Origin of the sequence: Corynebacterium sp. Z-1, assembly GCF_031844665.1 — a bacterium.
In the GTDB taxonomy this organism is placed as follows: Bacteria; Actinomycetota; Actinomycetes; order Mycobacteriales; family Mycobacteriaceae; genus Corynebacterium; species Corynebacterium sanguinis.
The window spans coordinates 1,445,361-1,467,626 of record NZ_CP134621.1; the positions used below are offsets into that span (position 1 = coordinate 1,445,361).

General features: G+C 66.2%; 18 protein-coding genes, 1 tRNA gene and 1 pseudogene. 15 read left to right on the top strand and 5 right to left on the bottom strand.

From position 1 onward, the window contains the following. Window positions 1–29: 29 nt before the first annotated feature. Both RIU96_RS07095 and RIU96_RS07100 read left to right on the top strand, forming a co-directional pair. Window positions 30–1,166: a metallophosphoesterase family protein gene (locus RIU96_RS07095; RefSeq protein ID WP_259787548.1), complete on the top strand. Its 1,137-nt coding sequence runs from the start codon at window positions 30–32 to the stop codon at window positions 1,164–1,166. A 5-nt stretch (window positions 1,167–1,171) separates the two neighbouring features. Further along, the gene (locus RIU96_RS07100) at window positions 1,172–3,811 is read left to right on the top strand and encodes an AAA family ATPase (RefSeq protein WP_311204811.1); all 2,640 of its coding nucleotides are present in this window, start codon (window positions 1,172–1,174) and stop codon (window positions 3,809–3,811) included. 659 nt (window positions 3,812–4,470) lie between these two features. On the opposite strand, the gene RIU96_RS07105 is transcribed toward RIU96_RS07100, so the two are convergent. Continuing rightward, the gene (locus tag RIU96_RS07105) at window positions 4,471–4,998 is read right to left on the bottom strand and encodes a YceI family protein (protein WP_136653591.1); all 528 of its coding nucleotides are present in this window, start codon (window positions 4,996–4,998) and stop codon (window positions 4,471–4,473) included. Window positions 4,999–5,230: 232 nt separating this feature from the next. Between RIU96_RS07105 and RIU96_RS11985 the strand changes: the two are divergent. Beyond that, window positions 5,231–5,488 (top strand): annotated as a pseudogene (locus RIU96_RS11985) (MarR family winged helix-turn-helix transcriptional regulator); the annotation flags it as partial. On the opposite strand, the gene RIU96_RS11990 reads toward RIU96_RS11985, so the two are convergent. Beyond that, complete coding sequence (locus RIU96_RS11990; protein ID WP_374058498.1) at window positions 5,477–5,566, bottom strand: hypothetical protein; 90 nt, start codon at window positions 5,564–5,566, stop codon at window positions 5,477–5,479. The pseudogene RIU96_RS11985 and the gene RIU96_RS11990 sit on opposite strands and share 12 nt — an antisense overlap. A gap of 218 nt (window positions 5,567–5,784) precedes the next feature. Between RIU96_RS11990 and RIU96_RS07115 the strand changes: the two genes are divergently transcribed. After that, window positions 5,785–5,997, top strand: a complete 213-nt coding sequence (locus RIU96_RS07115) for a PspC domain-containing protein (protein WP_136653587.1) — start codon at window positions 5,785–5,787, stop codon at window positions 5,995–5,997. Here the strand turns inward: RIU96_RS07115 and RIU96_RS07120 are convergent. Continuing rightward, entirely contained in the window at window positions 5,923–7,032 is a 1,110-nt protein-coding gene (locus RIU96_RS07120) for an alpha/beta hydrolase (RefSeq protein ID WP_311204812.1), read from the bottom strand. The two genes, RIU96_RS07115 and RIU96_RS07120, sit on opposite strands and share 75 nt — an antisense overlap. 97 nt (window positions 7,033–7,129) lie before the next feature. Between RIU96_RS07120 and RIU96_RS07125 the strand changes: the two genes are divergently transcribed. From RIU96_RS07125 to thrB, 6 genes are all read left to right on the top strand, one after another. Next, window positions 7,130–7,203: transfer RNA gene (locus RIU96_RS07125), tRNA-Arg, on the top strand. A 163-nt stretch (window positions 7,204–7,366) separates the two neighbouring features. Further along, on the top strand, window positions 7,367–8,032 hold the full coding sequence (locus tag RIU96_RS07130) for a type 1 glutamine amidotransferase domain-containing protein (protein ID WP_311204813.1): 666 nt from the start codon (window positions 7,367–7,369) through the stop codon (window positions 8,030–8,032). 357 nt (window positions 8,033–8,389) lie between these two features. Next, window positions 8,390–10,042 carry an arginine--tRNA ligase gene (gene argS / locus RIU96_RS07135; protein ID WP_144778827.1) on the top strand — a complete coding sequence of 551 codons (1,653 nt, stop codon included), beginning with the start codon at window positions 8,390–8,392 and terminating at the stop codon, window positions 10,040–10,042. Next, window positions 10,043–11,389, top strand: coding sequence for a diaminopimelate decarboxylase (gene lysA, locus RIU96_RS07140; RefSeq protein WP_144778825.1), 1,347 nt, complete (start codon window positions 10,043–10,045; stop codon window positions 11,387–11,389). A 60-nt stretch (window positions 11,390–11,449) separates the two neighbouring features. Then, a complete protein-coding gene (locus RIU96_RS07145) occupies window positions 11,450–12,802 on the top strand; it encodes a homoserine dehydrogenase (RefSeq protein ID WP_311204814.1) in 1,353 nt (450 codons plus the stop codon). A 15-nt stretch (window positions 12,803–12,817) separates the two neighbouring features. After that, window positions 12,818–13,747, top strand: a complete 930-nt coding sequence (gene thrB / locus RIU96_RS07150; RefSeq protein WP_311204815.1) for a homoserine kinase — start codon at window positions 12,818–12,820, stop codon at window positions 13,745–13,747. A gap of 83 nt (window positions 13,748–13,830) precedes the next feature. Here thrB and RIU96_RS07155 read toward each other — a convergent pair whose 3' ends face one another. Then, on the bottom strand, window positions 13,831–15,558 hold the full coding sequence (locus tag RIU96_RS07155) for a long-chain fatty-acid--CoA ligase (RefSeq protein WP_136652584.1): 1,728 nt from the start codon (window positions 15,556–15,558) through the stop codon (window positions 13,831–13,833). A gap of 436 nt (window positions 15,559–15,994) precedes the next feature. On the opposite strand from RIU96_RS07155, the gene rho reads away from it, so the two are divergent. Genes rho through RIU96_RS07180 form a run of 5 tightly spaced genes read left to right on the top strand, consistent with a single transcriptional unit; the run spans window position 15,995 to window position 21,605 of the window. Next, window positions 15,995–17,860: a transcription termination factor Rho gene (rho, locus tag RIU96_RS07160; protein WP_375543334.1), complete on the top strand. Its 1,866-nt coding sequence runs from the start codon at window positions 15,995–15,997 to the stop codon at window positions 17,858–17,860. Further along, a complete protein-coding gene (gene prfA, locus RIU96_RS07165) occupies window positions 17,860–18,933 on the top strand; it encodes a peptide chain release factor 1 (protein WP_136652582.1) in 1,074 nt (357 codons plus the stop codon). Before rho ends, prfA begins: the two co-directional genes overlap by 1 nt. Beyond that, entirely contained in the window at window positions 18,920–19,771 is an 852-nt protein-coding gene (prmC, locus tag RIU96_RS07170; protein ID WP_144318424.1) for a peptide chain release factor N(5)-glutamine methyltransferase, read from the top strand. Before prfA ends, prmC begins: the two co-directional genes overlap by 14 nt. 25 nt (window positions 19,772–19,796) lie before the next feature. Then, window positions 19,797–20,456, top strand: a complete 660-nt coding sequence (locus RIU96_RS07175; protein WP_144318423.1) for an L-threonylcarbamoyladenylate synthase — start codon at window positions 19,797–19,799, stop codon at window positions 20,454–20,456. Beyond that, window positions 20,457–21,605, top strand: coding sequence for an MraY family glycosyltransferase (locus tag RIU96_RS07180; protein WP_259790446.1), 1,149 nt, complete (start codon window positions 20,457–20,459; stop codon window positions 21,603–21,605). On the opposite strand, the gene RIU96_RS07185 is transcribed toward RIU96_RS07180, so the two are convergent. Then, a complete protein-coding gene (locus RIU96_RS07185) occupies window positions 21,589–22,266 on the bottom strand; it encodes an NAD(P)H-binding protein (protein ID WP_144318421.1) in 678 nt (225 codons plus the stop codon). The two genes, RIU96_RS07180 and RIU96_RS07185, sit on opposite strands and share 17 nt — an antisense overlap.

Consider the following 22,266-nt stretch of genomic DNA (forward strand, 5'->3'; position numbering starts at 1 on the left):
TGTCGGGCGCGTTTGCTACAAACAATGCCATGAAACCTCTGACCTTCATTCACACCTCGGACCTGCAGTTAGGCATGACGCGCAAGTTCTTGCCGCCGGAAGCGCAATCGCGTTTCGACGACGCCCGCTTGCGCGCCGTGCACCGCCTCGGCGAGCTCGCCACAGAGCGCGGCGCCGAGTTCATCGTCGTCGCCGGTGACGTCTTCGAACACAACGCCTTGGAAAAGCGCACCCTCGGCCGGGCGCTCGAGGCGCTTGATAACCTGCCCGTTCCTGTGTACCTTTTGCCCGGCAACCACGACCCGCTGGTGGCGGACTCGATTTTTAGCCGCACGCACGATCTCGCAGGGGTCACGATGCTCGATTCCACCGATGTTGTCGAGGTACGCGAGGGCGTCGAGATCGTCGGCGCGCCGCTGAAGGCCAAGTACGCCTCCGAGGACCTGTGCGCCGCAGCGCTTGCGCCGCTTGCGCCGACCGAGGCGCTGCGCGTGCTCGTCGGGCACGGGCAGACGCAGTCGCGCACCGGCGAGGTGGCCCCCGACACCATCGACCTGGACAACCTCGAGACTAAGCTTGCCGACGGCACCATCGACTACGTGGCCCTGGGCGACACGCACTCAACTCGCTCGCTGGGTGACTCCGGTAGCGTCTGGTACTCCGGCTCGCCGGAGACGACCGATTTCCACGACCTGACCCCGGGCGTTGCCGGCGGCGAGGTCGACTCCGGCAACGCGCTGGTGGTGCAGCTGTCCAAGGGGCACGCGGACGTGGAGAAAGTACCGGTGGGCGCGTGGGTGTTCCACGCCCTGCACTTCGAGGTCGGTGGTGGGGTGGACGTCGATAAGCTTTTGGCTCAGCTGCGCGCGTACCCGGACAAGGAGCGCACGGTGATTAAGTACGCCATCGTGGGCACGCTCGGGCTGGAGGATACGCGGCGGCTGGAGGAGGGGTTGGCCGAGCTTGAGCCGGTGTTTGCCTCTCTGCGTGAGCGCACCCGCCTGATGGATCTGCACCTCGAGCCCGGTGCCGACGAGCTGGCGAACCTGCCGCTCGGAGGCTTCGCGGCCAATGCCATGGGCGAGCTGGCCACGGCTGCGACCGGGGGAGACGCCACCGCCCGCGACGCGGTCAACCTGCTGTTCCGTCTGGCGAAGGAGGCCTAGGAGTCATGAAGATCCACTCCATTTCGCTGCGCAACGTCCGCGCCGTGGAACACCTCGAGCTTGACGACATCCCGGACACCGGCGTGATGCTGCTGCACGGCGACAACGAGGCGGGTAAATCCACCGTGCTCGACGCCATTGACGCCGTGCTCAACTTCAAGCACTCCACCTCAGACAGCAGGGTCAAGGTCTTAGCGCCTGCCGGAAAAGACGTTGGGCCGGAGATCACGCTTCGCGCCACGGTGGGCCCATACACGTTCAGCGTGCGCAAGGTGTTCCTGCGCAAGAAGCGCTCGGAGTTGACCATTACCGCGCCGAAGCGCGAGCAGTTCACGGGCCGGGAGGCCGACGACAAGCTCGAGGCCATCTTGGACGAGCACCTGGACAAAACCCTGGCGGCGACGCTGTTTCTGCGCCAGGGCGAGCTGGACCCGGGCATCGCCGCCGCCGGCATTCCCTCGATCACCCGCGCCTTGGACACCGGTGAGGCAGGCAGTGACGAGGCCGCGCCTGGGACCGAGGACACTGCGCTGATGCAGCGCATTGAGGCGGAGTACCTGCGCTTTTTCACCGCGAAGGGCCGCAAAAACGCCGCGTACGCCGACCTGGAGAAGCGTGTTGAATCCGCGAGCGCGTCCGTCGCCGAGCTCGACGCGGAGGTTGCCAGGCTCTCCGGTTTCGTCGACGAGGTCGCGCGCAAGGAGACGGAGATTGCGAGGATTTCCGCTGAGCTGCCCGAGGCCGTTGAACAGGAGGCAACCCGCGCGGAAGAGGCCGCTGCCGCCAAGGCACTGGCGGACAAGGCGGAGGCGGCGCAGCAGGCGAAGGACCGCGCCGAGATCGACCTCGAGCGCGCCACCGAGGACATCGCCGCGCGCGCCGCCGCCCGCTCGCGTGTCGACGCCCTCACCGCCGAGGCCGCCGAGCTCTCGGCCTCACTGGTTACGGCGCGCGAGGCAGCAGAGGGCGAACAGGCGCGCGTGGTGGAACTGACCGGGGCGCGCGATCGCGCGAAGGAGCGCCTCGCCCAGGCCCGCGCGGACGTCAAGGACGCCGAGGCTGCGCGCCAGCAGGTGCGTGGCCGCATCCGGGCCGCCGAGCTCGGCGAAATCATCGCCCGACTGGACGCCGCCGACAAAGAACTGGCGGATCTGCGCGCCGCGCAGCCCGAAAAGCCCGCCACGGACGCTGACGTGCGCGCAGTGGAAAAGGCGCGAGAGGAGCTTGGCCTGCAGCGCAGGCTTCGCGACACCGCGTCGGCCAAGCTCGAGATCACCGCCCCAGAGGGTTCTGTTTTAAGCGTTGACGGCGATGTTGTGGATTTCGACGGTACTGCGACCGTCGGTGTCCACCACGGCACGCGGGTCGGCATCGGCGACGTCGACGTAGTCTACCGCGGTGCCCAGGGCACGGAGCAGGCCGCCGAGGCGGTGGAGAGCGCGCAGCGGGAGCTGAGCGAGCTACTCGACGCCCACGGTTGCGACGACATCGATGCCCTACGCAGCCTGCGCGACACCCACGCGGAACTTGCTGGAGAGTTGACGATGGCGCAGCGCCGCCGCGAAGACGTCCTCGGCGCGCGCGACGCGGAGGAGCTGCGGGCCGAGCACGCCCGGCTTGCTGCGCTGGTAGAGGGGGATGCCGTTGTTGGGGAGCTCGGTGAGGACGAGGCGGAGGCAGCCTTAAGCGCAGCGCAGCGCGAGTTGGACGAGGCAAGCGATGCGCTCGAGCTGGCCGAGGGTGCGCTGCGTCCCTGGGCGGAGCGTAAGGAGGCGACCGCGCTCGCTGTGTTGGAGGAGCGCGCCGAGGCGAAGACCGCGGAGAAAGATGCGGCGGTGGCGAGCTTGGCCGCGGCGGAGGAGAAGACTCCGACCGAGCAGCTTGAGACTGCGCGCGAGCGGGCAGCCGTTGCGCTGGACGCGGCGAAGAACCAGGCACAAGTACTTGCCGCCGAGCTCAAGCGCGCAGACCCGGAGTTGGCCGCCGACCTTCTGGAAGGCGCCCAGGTCAAGGTGCGCAATCTGCGCAACCGGCTGGGGGAGGCGGAGCGCAGGGTTGCGGAGCTATCAGGGCGTATCGAGCAGGCCGCCGGCGTGGCGGAGCAGGCGGATCGGGCCGCCTCCGCGCTCGAGGCAGCCGAATCGGAGTTGGACACAACTACGCGCCGGGCGGAGGCCGCGCAGCTGTTGCGCGAGACGATGCTGCGCCACCGCGACGAGGCCCGCGCCCGTTACGCCGCACCCTTTGCGGAGACGCTCAACCGCTACGCCACGCGGGTTTTCGGCCCGGATGTCGAGTTCACCCTGGGCGAGTCGCTGGAGATCCAGGCCCGCACGTTGCACGGCGCAACCGTGGCGCTCGACCAGCTTTCCGGGGGCGCGAAAGAGCAGCTTGCCCTGCTGGTGCGTTTCGCCATTGCGGAGCTCGCCGGAACGGGCCAAGCAGGTAAAAGCCCCGTGCCGGTGATTGTCGACGATGCCTTGGGGGCGACGGACCCAACGCGCTTGGAGCTGATGAACTCCCTGTTCAACCAGGTGGGGCGCGAGTCGCAGGTGTTTGTACTGACGTGCTTCCCGCAGCGCTTTGACCGCGTGTGCGTTGCCAAGGTGGCGTCGATTAGCGAACTTAAGCAGGTGGGGGAGTAGCGGTTGGCTCGGTTGCGGTGTTTGGTGTGTTTCGTGGCCGGGATGTCACGGTCAGGGGGTTCTCGGCGTGTCCGAACTGGGGTTTTGTGTCCCGCTGCCCGTTGACCGTGACATTTGACCGGCTGAGATGTCACGGTGAAGCCGATCCCGGCACCGCCGAACTGGGGTTTTGCACCCCGGACCCCGTTGATCGTGACATTGCACCGGTCAAGATGTCACGGTGAAGTGGTTTGCTGGGTGGCTGACCTGCGGTTTTGTACCCCGCTGCCCGTTGACTGTGACATTTAACCGGCTGAGATGTCACGGTGAAGCCGATCCCGGCACCGCCGAACTGGGGTTTTGCACCCCGGACCCCGTTGACCGTGACATTGCACCGGTCAAGATGTCACGGTGAAGTGGTTTGCCGGGTGGCCGACCTGCGGTTTTGTACCCCGCTGCCCGTTGACTGTGACATTTAACCGGCTGAGATGTCACGGTGAAGCCGATCCCGGCACCGCCGAACTGGGGTTTTGCACCCCGGACCCCGTTGACCGTGACATTGCACCGGTCAAGATGTCACGGTGAAGCGGTTTACAACACCCCCGACCTGCGGTTTTACCCCCGGTAACCACGTCGACCGTGACATCCCACCCCAAGGAAACCCCCCAAGCACGACCGGCCTAAGCCTTGATGCCGGAGCCCTCGATCACGATGGTGATCTTGTTGGACACCAGCACACCGCCGGACTTTAGCGGTGCCTGGAAGTCCACACCGAAGTCGGTGCGGTCGATTGTGGTGCTGGCCTCGAAGCCTAGGCGCTCGTTGCCGAAGGGGTCCGTCTCCACGCCGAAGGTCTCCACGGTGAGGGTGACCGGCTTGGTGGTGGACTTGATGGTCAGGTTGCCCTCGACGGTGCCGTTGCCGTTCTCGTCGACGTTGAAGGCGGTGGACTCGAAGGTCATCTCCGGGTACTTCTCAACGTCGAAGAAGTCCTCGCCGTGCACGTGTGCGTCGCGGTCGGAGTTGCCGGTGTCGATCGAGGCGGTCTTGATGGTCGCGGTCGCCTTCGGGTTCTCCCCGTCGACAGTGAGCTGCGCGGTGAACTCGGGGAAGTTGCCGCGGACCTTGGTCACCATTGCGTGGCGGGCGACGAAGCCGATCTCGGTATGGTCGGGGTCGAGGTTCCAGGTTCCAGTGAGGTGAGACATTGTAAAACTCCTTCAAGCTGTTGACGTGTTAACAACAGCAAATATAGCACTTTTATGTGACGTGTCAACTTAAAGGTGAATAAAAACCTTTCCCGCAGGTCAGGGCGGGAGTAGGCGAAAGTAGATAAAAGGGGTGATCTTCTTTGAAGGAGTTGACGCACAAGGTAACCTCAGTGTTATGGCTGAACAACCGCGCTGGCTCAACGATGGTGAACAGGAACTGTGGCGACTCATGCTCGCCGCATCCCGAAAGGTCGACCGCGTCATCGACGAGACCCTTCAAGCAGGGTCGAACCTTTCGTCCTCCGAGTTCGCCGTCCTCGTGTCCCTGTCCGAGGCAGAGGGCAAAGAGCTGCGCCTGCGCGATCTCTGCGCCGTTCTGGATTGGGACCGCTCGCGCACCTCGCACCAGGTCACCCGCATGCAGCGCCGTGGACTGATCACCAAGTGCAAGTCGCCTGGCGACGCCCGCGGGGTGTTAGTCAAGCTCACCGACGACGGCCTGACCCGCGTCACCCACGCCGCACCCGACCACGTCGAAAGCGTGCGCCGCATCATCTTCGACCACCTCGAGCCCGAGGACATCGCCGCTTTACGACGCTTCTTCGGCGGCATCATGGAAGTCGACAACGTCCCCGGCATCCCGAAGTGCTCGGAGATCAACAAGTTCGACTAAAGAATCAGGGTCGAAATCAGGGTAAACCCCGTTGTCGGGAAACCTGTTCCCCCGTTGAATGGGAAGTGTCAGAAGGTTACAACCACACCAACGGGAAAGGAACCCACACCATGTCGACCACCAACAACACCAGCCCCCGCAAGCGCCTCACCCGCTCGATCACCGACCGGTGGATCGCCGGCGTCTGTGGTGGAGTGGCCAACTACTTCAACATCGACCCGGTGCTCGTTCGCATCATCTTTATCGTTCTAATCCTCGCTGGCATCCTGCCGGGCGTGCTGCTCTACATCGCCGCTTGGATCATCATGCCCGAGGGGATCTAGCTCATCCACCGCCAGCGCGAAGCGGACCGCGCCGACAATCTGGTGCATCGCAACAGCGGCGTCTTTCCACACGTAAAACGCGTTGGCGAACGGGTGCGTGAGTGAGTCGTAGACTTTGACGGTCGCGTGCACGCCGACGTCGACAAGCGAGCGAGCGAACGTCACCGCCTCGTCGCGCAGCGGGTCGAACCCCGCGGCCGCGATGTAGGCGGGCGCAACCCGGGCGAGGAGCTCGGGCGGCGCCAGCGACGGCGAGACCTCCCAGTTCGTCAGGTCGTCGGACGCGCTGGTGTACAGCTCGCGGTAGTACTCCAGCTGCTTGCGCGTCAGGTAGGTGCCCGTGTCGAACTCGCGTTGCGACGGCGTGTCCAACGTGGCCAAATTCGTCGAGGGGACGATGAGCACCTGGAGCGTCGGCTGGCTTTCGCCGCGGGCGGCCCTGCGCAAACAAAGCGCCGCGCTGAGTGTCGCGCCGGCGGAATCCCCAGCGAACGCGACGCGGGCGGGATCGATACCGTCGACCTCGCCGGCCAAGACCGCGCTCGTCACCGCATCGCTGGCGTCGAGCCCGGCCGGGAACTCGTGCTCTGGGGCGAGCGGATAATCCACCGAGATCACCGCCACGTCGCCGTACGCGCACAGGAAGCGGCACGTGTTGTCGTGGGATTCCAAAGAACCCGTGGCCCAGCCGCCGCCGTGGAAATACACCACCGCCGGAAGCTCACCCGTGGCGTGGGCGGGGCGGTAGTGGCGCACCGGGGTCGAAGCGATGTGCGCGTCCCACACTTCGCCCACTGGAATCGGTGGCCCGGCCGCCAGAGTCGCCTGCGATTCGATTTCCTGCCGCGCCTGCTCGACGTCGAGATCCGCAGTGTCCCTCGCTATCACGGACAGCGCCAGCGCCGAGGCTCTGACATCGGGCGCGAGGGCAAACCCGTCGCGCGACGTCTGCCGCCCAAGCAGGCGCAATGCGGCGTTAGGAACTGCCCGCAGGGCCGCCGCCGCGGCACGGGAAACATTTCGTGGGGGAAACATAAATCCCAAGTGTAACCACGCGCGCGGGGTCACGATGGGTGATTCGCTCACCGCGCGCACCGGGTGATAACCTCTAGTGCGCGCTAAAGAAGTGCACGTCTTCGTAGCTCAGTGGATTAGAGCATCGGTTTCCGGTACCGAAGGTCGCAGGTTCGAATCCTGTCGGGGACACGATTGCGACTATCTGTGGCATCACCTTTGCCGGCTCCCTCAGTACCTCCTGGTGAGCACGCAGTGCCCCGCTCGATTCTTCCCATGGTTCGTGGCCACAACCCGCAGGCAACGGCCAGAGGATTTAACCGAAAGTCCCGCGCTGCATTTGTATGGTGGGGGCATGACCACAGTACTTTTTGTTCTCACCGCAGCAGATCATTGGACGCTTAACGACGCCTCGCAGCACCCCACCGGCTTTTGGGCTGAGGAGTTCACCACCCCGTACGGTGTTTTCCGGGACGCGGGTTGGGACCTCTCGGTGGCAACCCCCGGTGGACGTAAACCCGTCGCCGACCCCGCCAGCCTCAATGACGAGCAGGAGGCGATTCTCGCCGAGCTGGCTCCAGTCATGGACAACCCAGCCGCACTTGAAGATGTCGACCCGGACGGCTTCGACGTAGTGTTCTACCCGGGCGGGCACGGCCCGATGGAGGACTTGGCGGTCAACGAGGCGTCGTCACGTATCCTGGCGAACAGGCTCGAGCAGGACCGGCCCCTGGCGCTGTTGTGCCACGCGCCGGCGGCTATCGCGGCCACGGCTGACGCGAGCGGGAAATCGCCGTTTACCGGCCGGAAGATGACCGGATTCTCCAACGCCGAGGAGAGTGCCGGTGGCCTCGCAAGCAAGGCCACGTGGCTGCTCGAGGACAAGCTCATCGAGCTCGGCGTGGATTACAGCGCGGCTGAACCGTTTAGCCCCAACGTCGTCTCCGACGGTAACCTCCACACCGGGCAGAACCCGGCGTCGTCGAAGGAGCTGGCAGAAACGATCCTCGAAAGCATCTAGCGCGCCTCGAAGTATCCCGGCGCGTCTGTCGCCTCCGTGCGGCCGGTGCGCAGGTAGTCGGCGACGATACCGTCGACTACCTTGTTGCCGAACCTGCCTAATGCGTGGACTGGATGCGAATGCGTCCGAGGGAAATCCGAGCTCCGGATGTGTCCCCGTAGCCCATGCTCGTGACGAAACACCAGCTCTGCGCGCCCGTAGTGTTGACCGCGCAGGTCCCCGCGGAGCCCAACGCCCTAGGACATGCGGTTTAGTGGAGATAAGTAGCCGTTGCGTTTTTCAGATCCTTAGGTCGCAGACGAAGCGGGACTGCACCCATGGCGATAATGTCGGGCACCTGAATTAGACTGTTTCCCCATGACGCCAGCTGACCTCGCAACCGCCATCAGGCAGGCCACCACGACCGTTCTCACCGACCACGACCTCGACGCGACTGTCGTGCCCGAAACCGTGACGGTGGAGCGTCCGCGCAACCCCGAACACGGCGATTACGCCACTAACATCGCCCTGCAGGTGGCGAAACGCGCCGGCACCAACCCCCGCGAGCTCGCGGGCTGGCTTGTCGACGCCCTCGCCACCGACCCGGCTATCGCCAGCGCCGACGTTGCAGGCCCCGGTTTTATCAACCTGCGCCTCGCGGCGGACGCGCAGGGCAAGCTCGTCGCCGACATCTTGGAGGCGGGCCAGGACTATGGCCGCTGCCACATCTACGCCGGCGAGAAAGTCAACCTGGAGTTCGTTTCCGCGAACCCGACCGGGCCGATCCACCTGGGCGGTACCCGCTGGGCGGCGGTGGGCGACTCCCTCGGCCGCGTTCTCGAGGCCGCCGGTGCAGACGTCACCCGCGAGTACTACTTCAACGACCACGGTGGCCAGATCGACCGCTTTGCCCGTTCGCTCGTCGCCGCGGCCAAGGGCGAGCCCACGCCGGAGGACGGGTACGGTGGCGCGTACATTTCCGAGATCGCTGCTGGGGTCGTTGACAAGCACGAAGGCGCGCTGGAGGGCACGGACGCCGAGGTCCAGGAAACCTTCCGCGCGGCGGGCGTGGATATGATGTTTGCCCACATCAAGCGCTCGTTGAGGGATTTTGGCGTCGAGTTCGACGTGTACTTCCACGAAAACTCGCTGTTCGAATCTGGCGCCGTGGATAAGGCGGTGGCCACGCTCAAGGACAACGGCAACCTATACGAAAGCGACGGTGCGTGGTGGCTGCGCTCGACCGACTTCGGCGACGACAAGGACCGCGTGGTGATCAAGTCTGACGGCGACGCCGCCTACATCGCCGGCGACATTGCCTACGTGGCCGACAAGTTCGATCGCGGCCACACACTGGCCATTTACATGCTCGGCGCGGACCACCACGGCTACATCGCCCGGTTGCGCGCGGCGGCGCAGGCCCTCGGCTACGACGCGGACGCAGTGGAAGTGCTCATCGGCCAGATGGTCAACCTTGTACGAAACGACAAGCCTGTGAAAATGTCCAAGCGCGCCGGCACGATCATCACCCTCGAAGACCTCGTCGACGCCATCGGAGTCGACGGTGCACGCTATTCTCTGGCCCGCTCCTCGGTAGACCAGACCCTCGATATCGATCTGGACCTGTGGACGAGGCAGTCCTCGGACAACCCCGTCTACTACGTTCAGTACGGCCACGCGCGGTTGTGTTCGATCGCGCGTCGCGCCTCTGAGGCGGGCGTGAGCGTCGCCGACCCTGACCTGGGGCTTTTGACGCACGAGAAGGAAGGTGATCTGATCCGCACTCTCGGCGAGTACCCGGCGGTGGTCCAAGCCGCGGCCGAGCTGCGCGAGCCGCACCGCGTGGCCCGCTACGTCGAGGAACTGGCGAGCTCGTTCCACAAGTTCTACGACGCCCGCCAGATCCTGCCCAAGGCCGGCGAGGACGCCGAGCCGATCCACGAAGCGCGCCTCGCACTGGCCATGGCCACACGCCAGGTCCTGGCCAACGCCCTTGACCTGCTCGGCGTCAGCGCACCGGAGCGGATGTAAATGGATTTCAACGACCTTCCTGCCCACGTGTGGCCGCGCTCTGTGGCGCGGCAGGAAGACGGCGTTGTCACCATCGCCGGGGTGCCGCTTCCCGAGATCGCCGAGGAGTACGGAACGCCCGTGATGGTTGTCGACGAGGACGACTTCCGGTCCCGCTGCCGCGACATGGCGGCCGCGTTCGGCGCGCCAGAAAACGTCCACTACGCCTCCAAGGCATTTTTGACCCGCATGATCGCGCGCTGGGTGGACGAGGAGGGGCTGGCACTCGACGTCGCCTCCGAAAACGAGCTGCGCATCGCGCTGGCCGCCAACTTCCCGCCCGAGCGCATTACGGTGCACGGCAACAACAAGTCGGAATCCTTCCTCACCCTTTGCGCCGAGGCCGGGGTTGGCCACGTCGTGATCGACTCGCACCAGGAACTCGCCGAGCTCAACGACGTCTGTGGGCGGCTCGGCACAAACCAAGAGGTTTTCGTGCGTGTCAAGCCCGGTGTGGACGCGCATACGCACGAGTTCGTCGCCACCAGCCACGAGGACCAGAAATTCGGCCTGTCGCTGGCCTCGGGCTCCGCGCACAAGGCGGCCGTCGACGCCATCGCTGCGGCCAACCTCACGCTTGCGGGTCTGCACTGCCACGTCGGCTCCCAGGTGTTCGACGCAGAGGGCTTCAAGCTCGCCGCCGAGCGCGTGCTGGGCCTGTACGCGACCATCTACCGGGAGAACAACGTCGCGCTGGACTACCTCGATCTCGGCGGCGGTTACGGCATTGCCTACGTGGACGACGAGCAGCCTCTCGACGTCACCGGCGTCGCCCGCGACCTGCTCTCCAGCGTCGACCAGGTAGCCGCGGAGCTGGGGATCCCCGCCCCGACGGTGGTTGTCGAGCCCGGCCGCGCGATCGCGGGCCCGTCGACAGTGACCGTGTACCGCGCGGGCACGATCAAAGATGTGCACACCTCGCACACCACCACGCGGCGCTACATTGCCGTCGACGGCGGGATGAGCGACAACATCCGCCCCGCCCTGTACGACTCCGCCTACGATGGCCGGGTGGTCAACCGCTTCGTCGACGCCCCCGAGACCGCGACCCGCCTGGTTGGCTCGCACTGCGAGTCGGGCGACATCTTAATTAACGACGAAATGTGGCCCGAGGACATCGCCACCGGCGACCTGATCGCGCTGGCCGCGACCGGCGCCTACTGCTATTCCATGAGCTCGAACTACAACGCGTTTGGCCGCCCGGCCGTCGTGGCGGTGCGCGCCGGCCACACCAAGCCGATGCTCAAGCGCGAGACGGTCGAGGACTTGCTCGCGCGGGAGTACGAGGGATTGTCCTACACGTTATAGACAAAGCGGTACACTTGGGCCGCAGACCATTGCTACACGACGAAGGATTTTCGAAGGACTATGACTGTATCGAGCGCTGAGAGCCGCAACGGAAACTACCCAGGCAAGGGCATCGGCGAGCCGGTCGGTGTCGCCATCTTGGGCAAGGGCACCGTCGGCACCGAGGTGCTCCGACTCCTCGCCGAATTCTCCGACAACCTTGAGCACCGCATCGGCGGCCCGATTGAGGTGCGCGGCGTCGCGGTATCCAACCTGGATAAACACAAGGACGCCCCTGAGGTCGACGGGATTTACCTCACCGACAACGCCCGCGAGCTGATCGACCGCGACGATGTCGACGTCGTCGTGGAGCTCATTGGCGGCATCGAGTACCCGCGCGAGCTCGTGCTCGAGGCTTTGAAGAACGGCAAGTCCGTCGTGACCGCCAACAAGGCGCTCGTCGCGGCGCACGCCGACGAGCTTTCCGACGCCGCCAACGCCGCCGGTGTCGACCTCTACTACGAGGCGGCCGTCGCCGCCGCGATCCCCGTCGTCGGCATGCTGCGCCGCTCGCTCGCAGGCGACCAGGTCCAGCGCATCTCCGGCATTGTCAACGGCACGACCAACTTCATCCTCGACGCCATGGCCACCAGCGGGATGAGCTACGAGGACGCGCTCGCCGAGGCAACCCGCCTGGGCTACGCGGAGGCCGACCCCACCGCTGACGTCGAAGGCCACGACGCCGCGTCGAAAGCCGCGATCTTGGCATCGATGGGCTTCCACACCCGCGTGACCTACGACGACGTCTACTGCGAGGGGATCACGAAAATCACCGCCGAAGACATCGCGGCGGCCAAGCAGTCGAACGAGACGATCAAGCTGCTCGCGATCTGCGAGCGCCTGCTTGACGACACCGGCAACACCGTTGGCGTCAACGCCCGCGTCCATCCGACGCTCGTGGCCAACGACCACCCGCTGGCGAGCGTCGATAAGTCGTACAACGCGATCTTCGTCGAGGCGGAGGCCGCGGGCCGGCTGATGTTCTACGGCAACGGCGCCGGCGGCGCGCCGACCGCCTCCGCCGTGCTCGGCGACCTGGTCGGCGCCGCGCGCAACAAGGTCCACGGCGGACGCGCCCCCGCCGAGAACCCCTACGCCAACTACGAGGTCGTCGGCTTCGGCGAGGTGCACTCGCGCTACCACATCAACATGACCGTCAACGACCGCGTCGGCGTGCTTGCCGACCTCGCGCGCATGTTCTCCCAGGCAGGGATCTCGCTCTCCGCCGTGCGCCAGGAGGAATCCGACGACGGCGCGCACCTGATCGTGGTCACCCACGCCGCGCAGGAGCGCACGCTGAGCGAGATTGTCGACGCCCTGACCAACCACGCCGACGTCCAAGCCATCAACTCCGTCATCCGCCTCGACGCCTAACCCAAGAAAGTCCCCATGCCCACCGCTCTTCCCGTCGGCCTCAAGGCCACCGTCACCGTGCCCGGATCCTCCGCAAACCTGGGGCCGGGCTTTGACACGCTCGGCATCGCTCTGGGCATCTACGACACCGTCGAGGTGGAAACCATCGCCTTCGGGCTCGAGATCGAGATCTTCGGCGAGGGCGCCGACGATCTGCCGCGCGACTCCTCCCACTTGGTGGTCAAGGCCATTAACTCCGGGTTCGAGGCAGCCGGCGTCGAGGCGCCGGGCCTGCGCGTGGTGTGCCACAACGAGATCCCGCAGTCGCGCGGGCTGGGCTCGTCCGCATCGGCCGCCGTCGCCGGCGTCGTTGCCGCCAACGCCCTGGCCGGAGACCCGCTCGACAGCGCGGCGGTAGTGCAGCTGTCCTCGGCGTTCGAGGGCCACCCCGACAACGCCGCCGCCTCGGTTCTCGGCGGCGCCGTGGTGTCGTGGACCGACGTTCCCGTCGACGGGGTGACCGACACGACCTACCGCGCGGTGGGCGTGGGGGTGCATCCGTCGATACGCGCGACTGCCTTCGTGCCGGACTTCCACGCCTCCACCGACGCGGTGCGCCAGGTGCTGCCGAGCCACGTGACGCATACCGACGCCCGCTTCAACGTCTCACGCACCGCCGTGATGACGGTGGCGATCCAGCACCACCCCGAACTTCTGTGGGAGGGAACGCGCGACCGCCTGCACCAGCCGTACCGCGCCGACGTGCTGCCGGTCACCGCGGAATGGGTCAACCACCTGCGCAACCGCGGTTTCGCCGCCTACCTGTCGGGGGCGGGGCCCACGGCGATGGTGCTGAGCACAGAGCCAATCCCGGAGAAGATCCTTGACGGCGCGCGCGAGGCCGGTCTGCGTGTAGTCGACCTGGAGATCGCTGGGCCGGCAAGCGCCACGCTGAGCCGGGTGTAGGGTTTCCCCCTTCGCCGTAAACCCGGACGCAGACAACTTGCCCTGGGTTTACGCGGAAACGGCCTATGTTGACCCACCCGGGTTTAGGCGTGAGGGTTTCGGTTTCCCGGCCCGGGCAGCGCGATGATGTCGAAGCGGTCGTTCGCCAAGTGCTTGCGCAGGTCCTTCTTGTCAAACTTGCCCACCGACGTCTTGTCAATGGAGGACACGAACGTCCAGTATTCCGGGGCCATCCACCTCGGTAAGAGCTTCGACAGCTGCTTGCGCAGCCGCGCCGCGGTCTCGGCGGTGGGCGCGGCGTCGGAAACGAGCACCGTGATCGCCAGGGGCCGCTCGCCCCACTGCGGGTCCGGGTAGCCAATCACGGCGCACTCGATGACCTCGTCGGCCTCCATGATCAGGTTTTCCACTTGCGCCGAATAAATCCACTCGCCACCGGAGCGGATGACGTCGCGGGCGCGGTCGTAGAGCGTCATAAAGCCGTCGCTGGTCACCGTGCCCACGTCGCCGGTGCGCAGCCACCCGTCGGCGGTAAACGCCTCGCGGGCGTCGGTGACCTGTTCGCCGCGGAACTCGCCGGCGATCTCCCCGGCGTCCTGGGTGGGGGAGCGGTAGTAGGAGGCCGCGACCATGTTGCCGCGCACCTGGATCTCACCTTGGGAGCGGTCCGTCGACGACATCACCTTGCCGTCGTTAACCACCCGGTATTCCAGCCACGGGGCGAAGCGGCCCTGGGAGACGCGGAAGGCGTAGCGGGCCTCACCGGACACGCCCGACGGCGGGCGCGCCACCGTGCCCACCGTGGAGGTCTCCGTCATACCCCAGACGTGGATGACGTCGACGCCGTAGCGCTCCTCCCACACCTTGATCAGCGCCGGCGGCGCGGGGGAGCCGCCCACGAAGATCTCGGTCAGGCTCATGCGCTCCGGTGGGTTTGAGGAGTAGTGGATGATCAGTTGGATCCACAGGGTGGGCACGCCGTGCGCGACGCGCGGGTGCGTCGCAGCGATCAGAGCCGCGAGCGTTGGGGCAGAGACGTCCGAATCGGGCAGCACCAGCGGGGTGCCCACGAGGAAGGCGGCAAACGGAACGCCCCAGCTCATCACGTGGTAGATGGGGATGCCGCACAAAAACGTCTCGCCGTGGGTGATCGCCATCGAATCGGTGGCGCGCAGCCCCATTGCCTCCAGCCAGATGGAGCGGTGGGAATAGGCCACGCCCTTGGGAGCGCCCGTCGTCGCGGTGGAGTAGACCAGCGCTGCGGCGGTGTTTTCTGGCAACTCGGGCCAGTCGTAGACGGTAGAGCGGCCGTCGAGAAGCGACTCGTAGTTGTGCACGTCGATGCCCTCGGGCAGTGCCGCGGCGAGCGAGGCGGGGAACTCGGTACCGGTGAAGCACACCGCGGTCACGAGCGGGCATAGCTCGAGCACGCGGCCGAGCTTGTCCGCAAGGCGCGGGTCGGCGACGATGACCTGGGCCTCGGAGTGGTTGATCACGTACGCGATTTGGTCCTCAACAAGCTGGATATTCACCGGGGTGAACACGGCGCCTTTCGACGCCACCGCGAACATCACCTCAAGGTGCTCAGCGCAGTTGTACAGCAACGTGGCCACGCGTTCGTCGCCTGTGATCCCGAGGTCGTCGTGAAGCGCGTGCGCGAAAGCCGCGGCGCGGGCGCCGATCGCCGCGAACGAGGATTCCTCTGCCTCCCCGGAACGCCACGTGGTAACGCGGGTGGTTGAGTGAATCGTCTGCCCGTAGGTGAGAATCCGGGCGACGGAAAACGGCACCTCCTGCATGGTGGAAAGCATGATCACTACTCTAGCGCGGCCGAAAGAGGGGCTGAATCCCTCTCGTGTCGCGCCGATGGGTTACAATCAGCGTCAAGATCGCCGCGGCATCTGCGGGCACACTCGTTTCACTTAATTGACGGGTACACGGTCTTCCCCACGTACACTTCGCCTTCTTCATTCGTGCGAGTACACCGTTTCGCGCTATCAAAGCCGACGTAGGGGCAAACACGGGCTACACCTTTTTAGAGAAAACGCGCAGCCCGCGTGAGATAAGCACAGATCAAACTGCACACGAAAGCTTCACAGCCCGCGCAGATTGTGCGCAGGCCCGGCACGGTGGCTCTTCTACGGGCGCTGCTGCCGTGCACGAAGCGACGAAAGGACATTCGTGACCGACACGGGCAATGCTGCACACGGCGCTACGCAAGGCAATGACCACCAAGACCTGGCGACAATGAAGCTCCCTGAGCTGCGCAAGCTGGCCGCAGAGAAGGGTCTGAAGGGCATTTCCGCTTTGCGCAAGGGCGACCTGATCCAGGCTATCACCACCGGTGAGGTGCCGAAGCGGGCTTCAGCGGCGGCGCCGGAGGAGCCGGCCGAGGCTGCCGCCCCCCGCCGCCGCGCGACCCGACGGGCCGGCGGTGCAGCCGAGGCCGATAACGCAGGCGCTGACAACTCGGGCGCTAACAACGCCGACAACTCCGGTTCCGAGGACGAGCGCCGCGGCCAGGACAACTCCTCGCAGGACAACTCCTCGCAGGACGAGCAGCGCTACGAGTCGCGATCTGCGGCGCGCCGGGCACGTCGCAACCGCGCCCGTAACAGCGGTGGCGAGGGGTCGAACGAGGGCTCCCACGACAACGAAGACGGCAACAACGCGCAGGACGATAACCGCGACAACCACCGCAACCACGACGGGGACAACCGCGACAACCGGGATGATCGCGGCGACAACCGCGACAGCCGCGATAGCCGCAACAACAACCGCAACCACGGCAACGACGACCGCAACCGGGACAACCAGTCCAACGACGACGGCAACCGCCGCGGTCGCCGCAACCGTCGCAACCGCAACCGCAACGGCCGCGACGACAACAGGGACAACCGGGATAACAACCGCAACAACAACCAGGACTTCAACCCTGAGGACCTGCAGGAAGTTGCCGGCATCGTCGACGTAGTGGACAATAACACCGCCTTTGTTCGCACCACCGGTTACCGCGCCAGCCAGGCGGACGTGTTCATCCACAACAAGCTGGTGCGCCAGAACGGCCTGCGCTCCGGTGACGCGGTGATTGGCCAGGTCCGTGCCAACGGCCAGAGCCACTCCCACGGCAACGGACGCAACCGCCAGCGCTACAACCAGCTTGTGCGCGTCGATTCCGTCAACGCCATGAGCCCGGAGAACGCGAAGCAGCGCAAGGAGTTCCACAAGCTCACCCCGCTGTACCCGAACCAGCGCCTGCGTTTAGAGACGGAGCCGAACATCCTGACCACGCGCGTGATCGACCTGGTCATGCCGCTGGGTAAGGGCCAGCGCGCGCTGATCGTCTCCCCGCCGAAGGCCGGCAAGACGACGATCATGCAGAACATCGCGAACGCGATTGCCACGAACAACCCGGAGTGCTACCTCATGGTCGTGCTTGTCGACGAGCGCCCCGAGGAAGTCACCGACATGCAGCGCTCGGTTAAGGGCGAGGTCATTTCCTCGACGTTCGACCGCCCGCCGTCAGAGCACACCGCCGTCGCTGAGCTGGCCATCGAGCGCGCCAAGCGCCTGGTGGAGATGGGCCAAGACGTCGTCGTCCTGCTCGACTCGATCACCCGCCTCGGCCGCGCGTACAACAACTCCTCGCCGGCGTCGGGCCGCATCCTGTCCGGTGGTGTCGACTCCAATGCGCTGTACCCGCCGAAGCGTTTCCTGGGTGCCGCGCGCAATATCGAGGAGGGCGGCTCGCTGACGATCATCGCCACGGCGATGGTGGAGACGGGTTCCGCCGGTGACACCGTGATCTTTGAGGAGTTCAAGGGCACGGGCAATGCCGAGCTCAAGCTCGATCGCAAGATCGCAGAGCGCCGCGTCTTCCCGGCTGTGGACGTCAACCCTTCCGGCACCCGCAAGGACGAGCTCCTGCTGGCACCGGAGGAGGCGCGCATCATGCACAAGCTGCGCCGCATCCTCTCCGCGCTCGACCCGCAGCAGTCCATCGACATGCTGATCAAGCAGCTGAAGAAGACGAAGTCCAACGGCGAGTTCCTCATGGGTGTCGCGCAGTCGGCGCCGATGGCGGCTGACCAGAACGAGGAGGAATACCTCTGATGGCGGGCGAAGTTTCCATTGTCGACGATTATGTCTCCGAGTACGAGGGCATCCAAGCCCAGATGGGCGACCCGGATGTCGCGGGCGACCAGGAGCAGTTCCGCAAGCTGTCGAAGCGCTACGCGGAGCTGCAGCCGATCATCAACGTTTACAACGAGCTGAGCGAGGCGCGGGAGAACTTCGAGGCCGCCAGCGAGATGGCGAGCGAGGACAAGGAGTTCGCCGAGGAGGCGGAGCGCCTTGAGGGCGACATCGCGCGCCTCGAGGAGGAGCTCGCTGACCTTCTCGCGCCGCGCGATGAGCACGACGGTGACGACATCATCATGGAGATCAAGGCCGGCGCGGGCGGCGAAGAGGCCGCCCTGTTCGCCGGTGATCTGGCCCGCATGTACCAGAAGTACTGCGAGAAGCACGGCCTGAGCTGGGAGGTCCTGGACCTCGCCGAGTCGGACCTGGGTGGCGCCAAGGACATGACCGTGGCCGTCAAGTCCAAGACGCCGTCGCGTGATGGCGCGTGGTCGAAGCTGAAGTTCGAGGGCGGCGTGCACCGCGTGCAGCGCATCCCAGTGACCGAGTCCCAGGGCCGCATCCAGACCTCGGCTGCCGGCGTCTACGTCTTCCCCGAGGCGGAGGAAGTGGCCTCTGTCGACATCGACGAGAAGGATTTGCGTGTCGACGTCTACCGTTCCTCCGGCAAGGGCGGCCAGGGTGTCAACACCACCGACTCGGCCGTGCGCATCACGCACCTACCGACGAATATCGTGGTGACCTGCCAGAACGAGCGCTCGCAGATTCAGAACCGCGCCCGTGCGATGCAGGTCCTGCAGGCCCGTCTCGACCAGCTCGAGCGCGAGAAGGCGGACGCGGAGGCGGCCGAAGGGCGCGCCAGCCAGGTGCGCACGATGGACCGCTCCGAGCGCATCCGCACTTACAACTGGCCGGAGAACCGCATCTCGGATCACCGCATCAACTACAAGGCCAACAACCTCGACTCCGTGCTCGACGGCAACATGGACGAGCTCATCGCCGCGCTGCAGAAGCACGAGCGCCAGGAGCGCCTTGAGGCAGAGTAAGACGCGCGAGCTCGTTGCCCGAGGTGCGCACATGCTGCGCGCCGCGGGGGTGGACACGCCCGAGGTCGACGCGCGCCTGCTCGCCGCATGGCTTCTCGACGTCGCCCCGCTCGCCGTGAACTCCACCGAGCCGGCGCCCAATTTTCAGGTGAGATTCGCCGAGGCAATTAGGCGGCGGGCCGCGCGCGAGCCGCTGCAGCACATCACTGGCCGCGCCCCGTTCGGCCCGCTCGAGCTCGCGGTCGGGCCCGGGGTGTTCATCCCGCGCCCGGAAACCGAAATCCTCGCGGACTGGGCGGTGCGCCGTCTGACCGGGGCGAGCGCGCCTGTCGTTGTTGACCTCGGCACCGGCTCCGGCGCGCTCGCTATCTACATCGCGCACGCGCGTGACGACGCCCGCGTGACTGCAGTCGAGGCGTCGGCGACGGCGCGTCGATACGCGCGCGCGAACGCTGAGCGGCTCGGCGTCAACGTAGACGTCGTGGCGGGGGACATGACCGACCCCGCGCTGCTGTCCGAGCTTGAGGGCAGGGTTGACCTGGTGGTCTCGAACCCGCCGTATGTGCCGCACGGCCCAGATGTCGGCGCCGAGGTCCACCACGACCCCTACGAGGCGGTGTTTTCCGGAGCCGACGGGATGGACGCGATCCGCGGGCTCGTGCCGGTTGCGGCGCGCCTCCTCGCCCCAGGCGGGGCGCTTGGCATCGAACACGACGACACGACCTCGCAGCTCGTCCAAGATGTCCTCGCAGCTAGCGGAGCATTTAGCGATGTCGAGCCCCTCGACGACCTCACCGGGCGGGCTAGGTTTGTCACCGCGAGTAAAGTGAAGCGTTAAACGCGACCATTTACGAAGGAGCACTATGGCAAGCCAGACCTACGACTGCCTCACCCCGGCGGGGCGTACCGACGGGATCAAGGCGGCGGTAGACGCCATCCGCGCGGGCCAGTGCGTGGTCATGCCGACGGACACGGTCTACGGCATCGGCTGCGACGCCTTCAACAACGACGCGGTGGCCAAACTGCTGGCCACGAAGCGCCGCGGGCCCGATATGCCGGTGCCCGTCCTTGTTGGCTCCTGGTCCACGATTCAGGGGCTGGTGCGCGAGTTCACCGACACCGCGCAAACGCTGGTGGAGGCGTTCTGGCCGGGCGGGCTGTCCATCGTCGTGCCCGAGGCCCCGTCGCTGCCTTGGAACCTCGGCGATACCCGAGGCACCGTCCTTCTGCGCATGCCGAACCAGCCGTTGGCGATCGAGCTTTTGCGCGAGGTCGGGCCGATGGGCGTGTCCTCGGCCAATCTCACCGGCAACGTGCCGCCCGTGACCACGTCTGCCGCGCGGCAGCAGTTCGGCAACGCCGTGCCCGTCTACCTCGACGGCGGGCGAGCGACGGTGGGGGAGCCATCGACAATTATCGACATCTCAGGGCCCAGCCCGGTGATCCTGCGCAACGGAGCGATCAGCGCCGAGCGCATCGGTGAAGTCTTAAACCTTGACCCGGAGAGCCTCCGGAGGACATAAGTGGGCGGCGCCGGAGTGCCGCTACGCGAGCTGGGTCTAGTCCTGCTCGTCGCCGCGGCAATAACGTACCTTGCGACGGGAGTCGTGCGCTCCGTTCTCGTGCGCACGGGCCGAATCGCCGAGATCCGCACCCGTGACGTGCACACGCAGCCCACGCCGTCGCTCGGTGGGCTAGCAATGTTCACCGGGTTCGTCTCCGCGGTGTTCCTCGCCCAGCAGCTCCCCGCGCTGACCCGCGGCTTCGCGCCCGTCACGCCCGAGATGACGGCGGTGCTCGCCGGCGCGTTCGCCATCGTCGTCGTCGGGCTTGTCGACGACCTTTACGAGCTCGGCGCGGCAACCAAGTTCCTTGGGCAGTGCTTCGCGGCGGTGCTGATGAGCTTTCTGGGGCTGACGTTTACGGTCTTTTTCGTCCCCTTCGGCTCCGGCACCACCTTCATCCTTGACCAGGTCCAGGGGATGATGGTGGCCTCGCTGTTTACCGTCGTGCTGGTCAACGCCGTGAACTTTGTCGACGGCATCGACGGCCTTGCCGCGGGCCTGGGCATGATCGCCGGCGGCGCGATCCTGCTGTACTCGCTGACCATCCTGCACGACCAGGGCGGCGCCGTGTCGGCCTACCCGCCGGCGATCATCTGCGCCGGCCTCGTCGGGATCTGCGCGGGGTTCCTACCGCACAACTTCGAGCCCGCGCGCATCTTCATGGGGGATTCCGGCGCCATGCTCATCGGATTGCTGCTGGCGGCGGCCTCTATTTCCGCGTCGGGTAAGATCAACCTCTCGCTCTACGGCGCCGCCGACTTCATCGCGCTGATCAGCCCCGTGATGGTGGTGCTGGCCGCGGTGGCGCTTCCCGTCATCGACCTGGTCTGGGCGGTGATCCGCCGCGTGGCCAAGGGGCAAAGCCCCACGACTGCCGACGCCGGCCACATCCACCATCGGCTTTTAGCGCTCGGCCACACGCACAGGCGCACCGTGCTCGTGCTGTACGCCTGGGTCAGCGCGGTCGCGTTTGGCGCCGTTAGCTTTTCCATCGCGCCAGCCGGGATCGCGCTGGCGATGACGGTTGTGGCCGTCGTCGGCGCCGCCGCGCTGACCGCGGTGCCGTTGATGCGGGGGCGCCGCAGCGCGGCTAGCGTGACGCGCTAAAAACCTCATCGACCGGGGTGGAGCCGTCGTTGAACTCCACCGTTCGCGACCCTGCTGGCGGGTTGGCGACGGCGGCCGCAATCGCGTGAGCGACGTTGGCGCGGCTCACCTCGGACCCCTCGGACGCGTCGGCGTCGATCTGTGCGGTGGCGGGGGCGTCGATAAGCTTGCTCGGTCGCAGGAGGGTATAGCTCACCCCGGATGCGGCTAGGTGGGCATCGGCTTCGGTCTTCGCCTGGGCGTAGGGGTAGAAGCTGTGGTCCTCGGGCACGCCGTGGTCCTCGCCCGCGCCGAAGTAGGAGACCATCACGATATGGCCGACACCCGCCTCGCGCGCGGCATCGATAGCGCGAATCGCCGCGTCGCGGTCGACCGCCCAGGTCCGCTGCGGGTTGCCGCCACCAGCGCCAGCGGCCCACACGAGCGTGTCGACGCCCGAGCTGCGCATCAACTCCGCCATCGCGTCCGCGCTCTGGCCCTCGACGTCGAAGACGACCGGCTGCGCCCCGGCCTGCTCGATATCCGCGGAGTGCTCCGGGTTGCGGATAATCCCGGCAACCTTAAAACCGCGCTTCACGAGCTGCGGGATGGCAAGGCGTGCAACCTTGCCGTGTGCGCCAATGATCGCGACGGTGGAATGGTTAGCTGCTTTGTTAGTCAT